Consider the following 12,544-nt stretch of genomic DNA (forward strand, 5'->3'; position numbering starts at 1 on the left):
CGGCCATTCTCGCCGGCACCTCTGACAGGCCGCGACCGCATTTGTCAGGGCGAAGCCCGCCCGCCTGCCAGGAGGGCGGCCGGGCGCGGTGCGTCGGGGTACGGCCGGGCGTGGCCGTACCCCGACTGCGCGATGCTGATCTCCCGCAGCCGCTCCCGGTCGGCAGGTGGAGCGGGTCCGGATGCGGGCGTCAGCCCTCGGGCCGTGGGCGCCTGGTCAACGTCTGCCGACGATGGTCACCTGGGCGGAGCCGTCGGGCATGCCGGCGATGCTGACGTTGCTGCCGGCGGCCGTGGTGGGGGTGCCCATGCCGGGAAGCGGTTGGAGGCTGTCCCAGGTGCCGTTGGGGTGGCGGATCTTGTGGTAGATGCCGTTGTCGGCGCCGACCATGAGGATCTGGGCGGAGCCGTCGGGCATCGCGGTGATGGCGACGTCCTTGCCGGCTGCGGGGGCTGTCGTGCCGTAGCCGCTGATGGGTTGGAATCCGGTCCAGGTGCCGTTGGGGTTGCGGATCTGGTGGTAGATGCCGCTGTTGGCGCCGACGATGAGGACCTGGACGGAGCCGTTGGGCATGCCGGCGATGCTGACGCGGCTGCCGGCAGCCGGGGTGGGTGTGCCCATGCCGGCGAGTGGTGCGAGGCCGGTCCAGATGCCGTTGGGGTTGCGGATCTGGTGGTAGATGCCGTTCTGTGCGCCGACCATGAGCATCTGGGCGGAGCCGTCGGGCATCGCGGTGATGGCGACGTCCGTGCCGGCGGCGGGGGCTGTCGTGCCGTGGCCGGTGATGGGTTGGAATCCGGTCCAGGTGCCGTTGGGGTTGCGGATCTGGTGGTAGATGCCGCTGTTGGCGCCGACGATGAGGACCTGGGCGGAGCCGTTGGGCATGCCGGCGATGCTGACGCGGCTGCCGGCAGCCGGGGTGGGTGTGCCCATGCCGGCGAGTGGTGCGAGGCCGGTCCAGGTGCCGTTGGGGTTGCGGATCTCGTGGAAGATGCTGCTGTCAGCCCCGACGATGAGCAACTGGGCGGAGCGGTCCGCCATTCCGGTGATCGCCATGTCGCGTGCCTGGCCGGGGGCGGTCGTCCGGTAGCCGGCCAACGGTTGGAACCCGGTCCACGACCCGTTCGGGTTACGCGACTGGTGGTACATCGTGCCGGCGCCCGAGTCGCCGGCCATGGCGGCTGCGACGTCGCGGCGCATCGCGTCGAGGTCGATGAAGGAGGGGTCGATCTTTCCGGTGGTGCTGGTCTCGCGGTGGCCCCGGGCATAACTGGCATCGCGGCCCAGCCTGCGGAGCACCGCGGCGGTGGCGGTGACGGACGCGGCGTACTGGGCTCCGGTCATCGACTGGTTGACGCCGTTGTAGTCGATCTCCCACCCGATCAGCATCGTGTTGCCGCTGCCCGCGGGGATGGGTCCGCTGCCCCGGCTGTTGCCGGCGTGGTTGGCCCGGTTGGCGGAGATCAGGTGGAACACGCCGTGGTAGTCCACCAGCGCGTGGCACAGCGGGCCGGGCAGGTCGGAGCGGCCGTTGATGCAGACGCCCAACGCCGGCGCCGGTCGGCTCGGGCTGGACGTGGCGGCGGTGTGGTGCCACAGCACCCCGATCGGGTCGAACGCGCCGCTGACACCCCGGGCACGCCAGTTCCCCTCCTCGACGACCGCGACGCCGGCGGCCCGCAGGACGTCGGCGAGCCAGGGGATCCCCATCACACGGCCCCGAGGTCGGCGAGGCACTCGACGGCGCGGGGCTGCGCGAGCGCCGGCCCGTCAGCCAACGCCTGCCCCAGCACGACGACGGGAACGGAAGCGATCAGGCCGCGCCGACTGACGGTCCGGAGCAGGCCGCGAGGCGATACCCGCGCCGTCTCGTGGGATTCGGTGGTTACCACGATGCAAGCCTTCCTCTCAATACAAGTGTGACCGCGTCGCGTACGACGATGGTCAATGAAATGTGTACGTCGAAACAGTTGCCCACGACAAAGGAGCCGACGATTCCAGGGCGAGCCGCCGGTCGTGGTGCGCGGTGAAGCACGTGCCACGCAGCCAGCGACGACAATGTCCCTGGGGTGGGGGCTGCCGGTGCTGTGGAACTGCCGTTCCGACGAAACACGTGTGAATGATCGCGGTCGAATGTCTCGTTCAGGTATCGCCCGGCTGCCCGGTCACGAATATCCGCACGCGCGCAGGAATGGGTGAGCGGGGAAAGTCGTACTTCAATGGCGGCCGGGATCCACCGGCCGGCGTGCCGGGCCCCGCCGGAGGCCGGCGGGCGGAAGGATCAGCCGCCGGAGGTGAGGCGCTGGCGCATGACCTCGCGCAGCTGGCCCGCGCCGGTGGTGCCCTCGATGGTCACCTCGGCCGTCCGCCCCGAGTGCACCAGCGTGGCGACCGCGTTGCCGAAGTACGGCCCGGCCAGCCGCTTCCACCGCAACGACGGGCGGCGCACCCCGACGGTGCGGGCGAGGGCCCGGGCCGCCCCGGCCGGCCCGGACGCCCAACCCAGCCTCATCAGCGGACGCATGCCGGCGGGCACCTGGTTGTGGATGGGCGAGCAGGTGAGCTGGTGCACCGGGGTGACCACGCCCCGGTCGTCGAACCGCGCCCGCGCCACGTACGAGTGGTGCACGTCGCCGGAGAGCACGCTGATCGACGCCGGTGGCGCGTACGCCGGGCCGGCCCCGACCCGCTCGCCGGGCTCGCCCGGGGTGCCGCTGCCGATGCGGGCGAAGAGCGCGCCGAGCGCGTCGAACGAGCGGCGGAACGCGGCCCAGTGCTCCAGGTCCAACGCCCGGCGCAGCTTCTCCGCCAGCCCGGCCACCCAGGGCTGCCGGGAGTCGGCGAGCTTCTCGTTCCACGCCTCCACGTGGTGGATGCCCGGCGGCAGCAGCCACGGCAGCGACGCACCGACCACGAGGTGGTCGTAGACGCCGTGGGCCCGGTCCAGGAACCACGACCACTCGCCCGGGGGCAGCATCGCCCGCTGGCCGGGGTCCAGCACCCGGCTGCACCGGTTGTCGAGCATGATCAGCCGGGTCCGGCCCAGGTCCAGCGCATAGCTCCACTGGTACTGCACGGCCCGCCACCGCTCGGTGTCGTGGGCGAGGTCGGCCTCGGTGTCGACCCGCTGCCCGAACTCGCGCAGCACGCCGGTGGCGTCCTCCGCCGCGCTGACCTTGGCGAAGACCGGGTCGGCGGCGATCTCGTCGGGGGAGAGGTTGCCCAGGTGCTGGTAGACCCAGTACGAGGCGAGGCCGCTGGTGATCCGCTCCGCCCACCAGGGCTGGTCGCGCATGTCGGCCCGCCAGGAGGCCGAGGTGTTCCAGTCGTCGATGATCTCGTGGTCGTCGAAGATCATGACGCTCGGCACGGTGGAGAGGAGCCACCGGATCTCCGGATCGCGCCAGGACTCCAGGTAGAGCTTCGTGTACTCGTCGAAGCTGACCACCTGGTCGGCGGGCGCGTCCTTCGGCCGCCGCCGGCGCCGCTTCAGCAGCCGCCGGACCGTGGGGGAGGTCACGTCGGCGTAGACCTGGTCGCCGAGGAGCACCAGCAGGTCGGGCAGGTCGGTCGTTTCCGGATCGGTCGTCAGCCGTCGGGCGTACGCGTCGAGCGCGTCCGGGGGCAGCCGCCGGGTGGTGGCGTGCTGGGTGGTCTCCCGGCAGGAGCCGAAGACCAACCGGACCGGCTGGTCGCGGTCGTCGGCCGCCCGGGTGCGGATCACGCTGGGCGGGAACCCGCTCTCCGGCACCGGCCAGGCGACCTCGTCGTCGATCAGCACCTCGTAGCTGGTGGCGCTGTCCGGTGTGAGCCCCTCCACCACGACGAGCGCGTAGTGGTGGTCGTACGCCGAGAAGGTGGGGGAGGTGCCCCCGGCGCCGTCGGCGGTGCGGACGGTGACCACGGCGGGCGCGCTGGTCTCCACCCAGACGGTGGCCCGCGTGCCGACCACCCGCCGAAGCAGCGGGCCGATGAGCAGGTGTGCCGCGGGCATGGTCGACCTCCAGGTAAGCGGATCTCATCTTTACTACCCGGCCGGCGGTCGCACCACTGCTGGCTGTGACCGAGCCTACCGCCGGCCTCTCGCGGGCGCGGTCGGCAGCGGTGGCTGGGACAGCTTCGCGGGCATCTGACAGGATTCCGGCATGACGGAATACCTCCTCATCGCACTCGCCCTGCTCGGCGTGCTGATCCTTGGCGGCATCGGGCTGGTCGTGCCGCGGCTGCGCCGGCGACCGGAGCCGCCGGTGCCCGAGACGGAGGTCGAGACCCGGGCCGAGGAGGATCTCGCCGGCCCGCCGGTGGAGGCGCCGGAGGCCGAACTGTCCACCGGGATCCTGGTGGAGCCGCCGGTCGTGGAGGCCCCGGCGCTGGAGGTCCCCGAGCCGACGGCCGGGCGGCTGGTCCGGCTGCGCTCGCGGCTGTCCCGCTCGCAGAACGCCCTCGGCAAGAGCCTGCTCGGCCTGCTGAGCCGCGACCACCTCGACGAGGACGCCTGGGAGGAGATCGAGGACAGCCTGATCACCGCCGACGTCGGCATCGACGCCACCCGGGACATCGTCGACCGGCTGCGCGAGCGGACCCGGGTCCTCGGCACCCGATCCGCGGGCGAACTGCGCGCCCTGCTCGCCGCCGAACTGGTCAACGCGCTCGACCCGACCCTGGACCGGTCGCTGCGGACCGCACCCAAGGAGGGCGTGCCGGCGGTGGTGCTGGTGGTCGGCGTCAACGGCGCCGGCAAGACCACCACCTGCGGCAAGATCGCCCGGGTGCTGGTGGCCGACGGCCGCACCGTGCTGCTCGGCGCCGCCGACACCTTCCGGGCCGCTGCCGCGGACCAGTTGGAGACCTGGGGCGGACGGGTCGGCGCCGAGACCGTGCGCGGCCCGGAGGCGGCCGACCCGGCCAGCGTGGCCTTCGACGCCGTCAAGCGGGGCATCGACACCGGCGTGGACACCGTCCTGATCGACACCGCCGGCCGGCTCCAGAACAAGGTCGGCCTGATGGACGAGTTGGGCAAGGTCAAGCGGGTGGTGGAGAAGCACGGCCCGATCGACGAGACGCTGCTGATCCTCGACGCCACCACCGGGCAGAACGGCCTGGAACAGGCCCGGGTCTTCACCGAGGCGGTCAACGTCACCGGCGTCGTGCTCAGCAAGCTCGACGGCACCGCCAAGGGCGGCATCGTGATCGCCGTGCAGCGCAAGCTGGGCATCCCGGTCAAGCTGGTGGGGCTCGGCGAGGGCAAGGACGACCTGGCCCCGTTCGACCCCGCGCAGTTCGTCGACGCGCTGCTCGGTACCGAGCCGCTCGCCCGGGACGCGTAGCCTCGCAGTGACGACCGACGATCGCGCCTACGCCGGGTGGCGCGACCCCAGCCACTCGTCGCAGCGCCTCGGGAGACCGTACGTGACTTCGCAGGAGATCCCGCTGCACGGCGGGAACGTCAGCACCGTGGTCCGGGTCGGTGACACGGTCCGGCGCAACGCCGGGCCGTGGACGCCCGCCGTGCACGCCCTGCTGCGCCACCTGGAGTACGTCGGGTTCACCGGCGCGCCCCGGGCACTCGGCATGGACGAGCGCAACCGGGAGGTCCTGTCGTACCTGGAGGGGGAGTGCGGGGAGTACCCGCTGGCCCCGCACTGGGTCACCGACGAGGCGCTGGTGACCGTCGCCACCATGCTCCGGATGTTCCACGACGCCCAGTACGGCTTCGTCCCGCCTCCCGGGGCGGTGTGGCGCTCGTTCGGCCCGCCGCCGCCGGACACCGAGGTGATCTGCCACCACGACGCCGCCCCGCACAACGTCATCTGGCGGCCCGACGGCACCCTCGGGCTGATCGACTTCGACCTCGCCTCGCCCGGCGCCCGGATCTACGACGTGGCGTACGCGGCCTGGACCTGGGTGCCGATCTTCTCCGACCGGGACTCGATCACGCTCGGCTGGAAGCACCCCGACCGGCCGCGCCGGCTGCGCCTCTTCGCCGACGCGTACGGGCTGATCCCCCGGGACCGGCACCGGCTGATCCGCACCATCCGCAAGCGGATCGTGGACCACGTGGAGGGCATCCGCCGGATGGCCGCCGCCGGCGAGCCGGCCTTCGTCCGGATCGTGCACAAGGGCCACCTGCGCCGGCCGATGCGCGACCTGCGGCTGCTCGACTACGAGCGCAATGCCCTGGAGTACGCGCTGCGCTGAGCGGTCCGTGCCGCCGGATGCCACCCCCTGGGCGGTGGTGGGCTTCTCTTCACACGTCCGAAACAGGCCGTCACCGTCCGGAAACCGACCGGAGACGCTGGGGGAAACAGGGAGCGAGCAGGCTTCCGCGCATCCGGCGTACGGGCGACGCTGCCCCGGAAGCCGTGAAGGAGGGAACTTCACCTTTTAGGAGGCCAGCGTGCCTGAGGCACCCACGCTCGATTCCGGCAACACCGTCTGGTTGCTGGTGTCGACGGCGCTCGTGCTGCTCATGACGCCCGGACTGGCGCTGTTCTACGGCGGCCTGAACCGGGCCAAGGGCGTGTTGAACATGATGATGATGAGCTTCTCCGCGATCGGGCTCATCTCTGTCCTGTGGTGGTTCTACGGTTTCAGCATCGCGTTCGGCAGCGATGTCAACGGCCTCTGGGGCGACCCGGGCGCCTACCTCGGCACCAGGACCTTTCTCGCCGAAACCGACCTCTGGGGCGCGACGGCGGAGAACCCGAGCGGCATCGGCGTCCCGCTCTACGTCTTCATGGCCTTCCAGATGATGTTCGCCGTGATCACCGTCGCGTTGATCAGCGGCGCGGTCTCCGACCGGGCGAAGTTCGCCGGCTGGCTGCTGTTCGCGTTCGGTTGGGCGACGCTGGTCTACTTCCCGGTCGCGCACTGGGTGTGGGGCGGCGGCATCATCGGCGGTGACCTGCACGCGCTCGACTTCGCCGGCGGCACCGCCGTGCACATCAACGCCGGTGCGGCGGCCCTGGCCCTGGCCCTGGTGCTGGGCAGGCGGCTCGGCTGGCCCCGGGAGGGCATGAAGCCGCACAACATCCCGCTCGTCGCGCTCGGCGCCGGGCTGCTCTGGTTCGGCTGGTTCGGCTTCAACGCCGGTTCCGAGCTCACCGTCGACTCGGTCGCCGGCCTGGCGTTCATCAACACCCAGCTCGCCACGGCCGCCGCGGTGCTCGGCTGGATCGTCGTCGAGTGGATCAAGGACAGGAAACCGACCCTGGTCGGCGCCTCGTCCGGCGCCGTCGCCGGCCTGGTCGCCATCACCCCGGCCTGCGGCTTCATCGCACCCTGGGCGGCGGTGCTGCTCGGTCTCGTCGCCGGGGCGGTCTGCGCGCTGGCGATCAGCCTCAAGTACAAGCTCGGCTACGACGACTCGCTCGACGTGGTCGGCGTGCACTTCGTCGGCGGCTGGATCGGCTCGCTCTGGCTCGGCCTCTTCGCCACGAACTCGGTCAACGGCGCGATCACCGACGTGATCGGCGCCGCCGACGGGCTCTTCTACGGCGGCGGGCTGACCCAGCTCGGCCGGCAGGCCCTGGCCGGCCTGATCGTCACCGCCTGGTCCTTCGCCGTGGCCTGGGTGCTCGCCTTCGGCATCGAGAAGACGATCGGCTTCCGCCTGCGGGCCGAGGACGAGGTCGGCGGCATCGACATCGCCGAGCACGCCGAGAGCGGCTACGACCTGTCGCCGGCCACCGGCAGCGGCGGGGGCGGCGCGTTCGCCATGGCCGGGCTGACCGGTGCCAGGCCGGCGACGGAGCCGGCACCCGCGCCGGCTGCGCCCGCTGCGCCAACCGCGCCGGTCGACGAGAAGGTCGCCGGTTAACGTTCCTGGGATGGAGGGGTTGGACATGAAGCTGGTGACCGCGGTCATCAAGCCGTACCAGCTGGACGCGGTGAAGGAGGCCCTGCACGCCCTCGGCGTGGCCGGCCTGACTGTCAGCGAGGTCCAGGGCTACGGGCGACAGAAGGGGCACACCGAGGTCTACCGGGGTGCCGAGTACACGGTCGAGTTCCTGCCCAAGATCCGGGTGGAGGTGCTCACCGACGAGATCGACGTCGACAAGATCGTTGACGCCGTGGTCGGCGCCGCCCGGACCGGCAAGATCGGCGACGGGAAGGTCTGGGTGACCGCCGTCGAGGAGGTCGTCCGGGTCCGTACCGGCGAGCGCGGTCTCGACGCGCTCTGACCGGCCGCACCGACATGACCTCGTCGACCAGGAAGAACCCGTCGGGACACACCGGCGACGGTGCCGCGGGACTCCTGGCCGACGAGGTCGTCGGCGTCGACGGCGGTGTCGGGGAGGCGGCGCGGGCGGCACGGGCCGACGCGTACGACCGGTGGTTGCGCGAACTGCTGCCGCAGCGGCCCGGGGTGGCGCTGGTCGCCGTCGGCGGCCTGGGCCGCCGGCAGTGCGCGCCGCACGGCGACCTCGACCTCGTCCTGCTGCACGCCGGGCTGCCCGGCGTGGACGAGCTGGCCGCCTCCGTCTGGTATCCGGTGTGGGACGCCGGGCTGCGGCTGGACCACTCCGTCCGGACCGTCGCCGAGGCGCTCGCCGTCGCCCAGGACGACGTGAAGGTGGCCCTCGGGCTGCTCGACGCGCGGCTGGTCGCCGGGGACGCCGCGCTCGCGGAGACGCTCGTCCGCACCGCCGCCGACCACTGGCGGCGCACCGCCGTGCGGCGACTTTCGGTGCTCCGCGAGATCACCACCGCCCGCTGGGCGGCCCACGGTGAACTGGCGTTCCTGCTGGAGGGCGACCTGAAGGAGGCGGCCGGCGGGCTGCGCGACCTGGGCATCCTGCGGGCGATGGCCACCGCCGGGATCACCGACGCGCTGCGCCCCGCCGTCCGCGCCGCGCACCTGCGGCTGCTCGACACCCGGGACGCGCTGCACCGGCAGGCCGGCCGCCGGGTCGACCGCCTGGTCGCCCAGGAACGCGACGGGGTCGCCGCGCTGCTCGGGCTGCCCCAGCTCCCGTCCAGCGGGCCTGATGCCGTGCGGCTCCCGTCCGGCGGGCCGGACGCCGTGCGGCAGCTTCCGCCCGGCGGGTCCGATGCCGTGCGGCGGGCGGGAGCCGTCGCCGGGAGCGTCGGTGACGGCGACGCGCTGCTGCGCCGGGTCGCCGGGGACGCCCGGACCGTCAGCCACGCCCTCGACGACGCCTTCCGCGCCGCCGGCCGGCTCCGCTCGGGCCGCCGCCGGGGCGCCGACGGACGTCCGCTGCGGCGACCGGTCGCCCGGGACGTCGTCGAGCACGACGGCGAGCTGGTGCTGGCCCGCACCGCCATCGGGGCGCGACCCGACCCGAGCCTGTCGCTGCGGGTCGCCGCCGCCGCGGCCGTCACCCGGCTGCCGATCGCGCGGGCGACCTGCGAGTGGCTGGCCGCGTACTGTCCGCCGCTGCCGGCGCCGTGGCCGGCCGAGGCCCGGGCCGCGCTGATCACCCTGCTCGGCGCCGGCCCCGGCCTCGTGCCGGCCTGGGAGACCTGTGACCGGTACGGGCTGATCGAGGGCTGGCTGCCCGAGTGGACCCGGCTGCGCAGCCTCCCGCAGCACAACCCGGTGCACCGGTTCACCCTCGACCGGCATCTCGTGCAGACCGCGTACGAGGCCAGTCGGCACGCCCGCGAAGTGGATCGTCCCGACCTGCTGCTGCTCGGCGCCCTCCTGCACGACATCGGCAAGGGGCTCCCGGGCGAGGGTGTCGAGGCGGGAGCCGGCGGGCAGGGGCGCGGCGGCACCTTCGTGGACCACAGCATCGTCGGGGCGCCGCTGGCCGAGGCGGTGGCCGCCCGGATCGGCCTGCCCGCGCCGGAGGTGGCGCTGATCGGCACGCTCGTCCGGCTGCACCTGCTCCTGCCCGACGTGGCCACCCGGCGGGACCTCGCCGACCCGGTCACCATCGCCGGGGTGGCCGAGCGGGTCGGCGAGGCGACCACCCTGGACCTGCTGCACGCCCTGGTCCGCGCCGACGCCGCCGCCACCGGGCCGGCCGCCTGGTCGGACTGGAAGGGCCGGCTGATCGCCGAGCTGGTCGCCAGGGTGCGGACCGCCCTGGACACGGGCGCGCTGCCCGCCCCGCCGGCCCCGGACCCGGCCCTGCTGGCGGGGCCCCTGCCGGTCGTACACCTGACGGGAGACCGGGTGGCGGTGGCCGCGGCGGACCGGCGTGGCCTGCTCGCGACGGTGGCCGGCTGCCTGGCGCTGCACCGGCTGGAGGTGCTCTCCGCCGACGCCTCCACCGTCGACGGCCGGGCCCTGGTCGAGTGCCGGGTGCAGCCCCGGTACGGGCTGGCGCCCGACCCGGTCGCCCTCGGCGCCGACCTGCGCCGTGCGGTGAACGGCGACGTCTCGGTCACCCAACGGCTGCGCGGCCGGGCCCTGGCGGCGCGGGCCGAGGGGGCCGCGCCCCGGGTGGTCTGGCACCGCGAGGCGGCCACCGACGCCGTGTTGCTGGAGCTGCGCGCCGCCGACGCGGCGGGCCTGCTCTACCGGGTCACCCGCGCCCTCGACGAGGCCGGCGCCCAGGTGCGCGCGGCCCGCATCTGCACGCTCGGCGGCGACGTGGTGGACGCCTTCTACCTCGTCGGCGGCTGGCCGGACGAGCCCACCCGTACCACCCTGGAGTCCGCCATCCTGACCGCCGTGTAAACCCACCCCCGCCCACCCCACCCCCCGCCCCGCCCACCCCCCACCCCGGGATGCGCCGCGATCTTGCACTTTGCGCCCTCGCAAAGCGGGCAAAATGCGCATCTCGGGGGCCGGAAGTGCAAGATCGCGGGTGCTCGGGGCGTGGCGGCAGTGGCGGCTGGCGTGGCTGTGGCCGGCCCGGAGCGGGCGCGCGGCGGGCCGGTTACCCTAGCGGTGGCCGGACACCTCGCCCGGTCGCCGATGTGCCCGCCGGAACACTGACAAACGGGATGTTCGCGTGTTTGACACCTTGAGTGACCGCCTGTCCGGGATCTTCACCAAGCTCCGCGGCAAGGGTCGGCTCACCGACGCCGACATCGACGCCACCGCGCGCGAGATCCGCCTCGCGCTGCTGGAGGCGGACGTCGCGCTGCCGGTGGTCAAGGGCTTCATCGCCAACGTCAAGGAGCGGGCGCGTGGCGCCGAGGTCTCCCAGGCGCTCAACCCGGCGCAGCAGATCATCAAGATCGTCAACGAGGAACTGGTCAACGTCCTCGGCGGCGAGGGGCGGCGGCTCCAGTTCGCCAAGCAGCCGCCGACGGTGATCATGCTCGCCGGCCTCCAGGGTTCCGGTAAGACCACCCTCGCCGGCAAGCTGGCCCGCTGGCTCAAGGCCCAGGGCCACCAGCCGCTGCTGGTCGCCGCCGACCTCCAGCGTCCCAACGCCGTCGGGCAGCTCCAGGTGCTCGGTGGCCGCGCCGGTGTCGAGGTGTACGCCCCCGAGCCCGGCAACGGCACCGGCGACCCGGTGCAGGTGGCACGCGCCTCGATCGAGCACGCGAAGCGGGCCGCCCGGGACATCGTCATCGTCGACACCGCCGGCCGGCTCGGCATCGACGCCGAGATGATGCAGCAGGCGGCCGACATCCGCGACGCGGTCGACCCGGACGAGGTCATCTTCGTCATCGACGCCATGGTCGGTCAGGACGCGGTGCGCACCGCCGAGGCGTTCCGCGACGGCGTGGGCATCACCGGCGTGGTCCTCTCCAAGCTCGACGGCGACGCCCGTGGTGGCGCCGCGCTGTCGGTCCGGGAAGTAACCGGGCAGCCGATCCTCTTCGCCTCCACGGGCGAGAAGCTGGAGGACTTCGACGTCTTCCACCCCGACCGGATGGCCAGCCGGATCCTCGGCATGGGCGACGTCCTCACTCTGATCGAGCAGGCCGAGCAGGCCTTCGACACCGATCAGAAGGAGAAGATGACCGCCAAGCTGATGGGCGGTGAGCAGTTCACCCTGGAGGACTTCCTCGACCAGCTCATCGCGGTCCGGCGGATGGGCCCGATCGCCAACGTGCTGGCCATGATGCCGGGCATGGGGCAGATGAAGGACCAGCTTTCCGAGCTGGACGACAAGCACTTCGACCGGGTCACCGCGATCATCCGGTCGATGACCCCCGCCGAGCGCACCAACCCGAAGATCATCAACGGTTCCCGCCGGGCCCGCATCGCCAACGGGTCCGGCGTCACCGTGATGGACGTCAACCAGCTGCTCAACCGCTTCACCGACGCGCAGAAGATGATGAAGCAGATGGGCGGCATGATGGGGCTGCCCGGCGGCGGCCGGCGCAAGGCGACCAAGTCGCCGAAGAACAAGCGCAAGGGCACCAAGGGTGGCAACCGGCCGCGCGCCGGGGCAGGCGCGGGACTGCCGGGCGGTTTCCCGGGTGGCATGCCGCAGCTCCCGCCGGGGATGGACCCGAACGACCTGACCGCCGGTCAGGGCCTACCCCCGGGCTTCAAGCTGCCGAAGATCGACTTCAACAAGCTCGGCAAGGGCGGCGACGGCCGGCCCCGCTGACGCGTGTCGTCGGGGGCGGGTGACGTGATCCACCCACGCCGAGGGGCACCGCGTCG

General features: G+C 72.9%; 9 protein-coding genes. 6 read left to right on the forward strand and 3 right to left on the reverse strand.

Features of this window, described 5'->3' with window-relative positions; all coding sequences use genetic code 11:
* Positions 1-216 precede the first annotated feature (216 nt).
* The 3 genes from AB0D32_RS09250 to AB0D32_RS09260 form a co-directional block, all read right to left on the reverse strand.
* Positions 217-1,710, reverse strand: a complete 1,494-nt coding sequence (locus tag AB0D32_RS09250) for an N-acetylmuramoyl-L-alanine amidase (RefSeq protein ID WP_357086825.1) — start codon at positions 1,708-1,710, stop codon at positions 217-219.
* Positions 1,710-1,892, reverse strand: a complete 183-nt coding sequence (locus AB0D32_RS09255; RefSeq protein ID WP_357086827.1) for a hypothetical protein — start codon at positions 1,890-1,892, stop codon at positions 1,710-1,712. Before AB0D32_RS09255 ends, AB0D32_RS09250 begins: the two co-directional genes overlap by 1 nt.
* Positions 1,893-2,281: 389 nt before the next feature.
* A complete protein-coding gene (locus tag AB0D32_RS09260) occupies positions 2,282-3,994 on the reverse strand; it encodes an alkaline phosphatase D family protein (protein ID WP_357086829.1) in 1,713 nt (570 codons plus the stop codon).
* Between the two features lie 151 nt (positions 3,995-4,145).
* On the opposite strand from AB0D32_RS09260, the gene ftsY reads away from it, so the two are divergent.
* The 6 genes from ftsY (at position 4,146) to ffh (ending at position 12,488) form a co-directional block, all read left to right on the forward strand.
* Positions 4,146-5,327 (forward strand): signal recognition particle-docking protein FtsY, encoded by a 1,182-nt coding sequence (gene ftsY, locus AB0D32_RS09265; protein WP_357086832.1) that lies wholly within the window; start codon positions 4,146-4,148, stop codon positions 5,325-5,327.
* Between the two features lie 7 nt (positions 5,328-5,334).
* A complete protein-coding gene (locus AB0D32_RS09270) occupies positions 5,335-6,198 on the forward strand; it encodes an aminoglycoside phosphotransferase family protein (protein WP_357086835.1) in 864 nt (287 codons plus the stop codon).
* Positions 6,199-6,397: 199 nt separating this feature from the next.
* A complete protein-coding gene (locus tag AB0D32_RS09275; RefSeq protein ID WP_357086838.1) occupies positions 6,398-7,819 on the forward strand; it encodes an ammonium transporter in 1,422 nt (473 codons plus the stop codon).
* 25 nt (positions 7,820-7,844) lie between these two features.
* The gene (locus tag AB0D32_RS09280; RefSeq protein WP_176733926.1) at positions 7,845-8,183 is read left to right on the forward strand and encodes a P-II family nitrogen regulator; all 339 of its coding nucleotides are present in this window, start codon (positions 7,845-7,847) and stop codon (positions 8,181-8,183) included.
* 14 nt (positions 8,184-8,197) lie between these two features.
* Complete coding sequence (locus AB0D32_RS09285) at positions 8,198-10,651, forward strand: HD domain-containing protein (protein ID WP_357086841.1); 2,454 nt, start codon at positions 8,198-8,200, stop codon at positions 10,649-10,651.
* Between the two features lie 277 nt (positions 10,652-10,928).
* The gene (gene ffh, locus AB0D32_RS09290) at positions 10,929-12,488 is read left to right on the forward strand and encodes a signal recognition particle protein (protein ID WP_357086843.1); all 1,560 of its coding nucleotides are present in this window, start codon (positions 10,929-10,931) and stop codon (positions 12,486-12,488) included.
* The last annotated feature ends 56 nt before the right edge of the window (positions 12,489-12,544 follow it).

It is taken from the genome of Micromonospora sp. NPDC048170 (assembly GCF_040652795.1).
Lineage (GTDB): Bacteria > Actinomycetota > Actinomycetes > Mycobacteriales > Micromonosporaceae > Micromonospora.

Coding starts and splice junctions, on each gene's coding strand:
- AB0D32_RS09250 (WP_357086825.1), bottom strand. CDS start 1,710: ATGGGGATCCCCTGGCTCGCCGACGTCCTGCGGGCCGCCGGCGTCGCG.
- AB0D32_RS09260 (WP_357086829.1), bottom strand. CDS start 3,994: ATGCCCGCGGCACACCTGCTCATCGGCCCGCTGCTTCGGCGGGTGGTC.
- ftsY (WP_357086832.1), top strand. CDS start 4,146: ATGACGGAATACCTCCTCATCGCACTCGCCCTGCTCGGCGTGCTGATC.
- AB0D32_RS09280 (WP_176733926.1), top strand. CDS start 7,845: ATGAAGCTGGTGACCGCGGTCATCAAGCCGTACCAGCTGGACGCGGTG.
- AB0D32_RS09285 (WP_357086841.1), top strand. CDS start 8,198: ATGACCTCGTCGACCAGGAAGAACCCGTCGGGACACACCGGCGACGGT.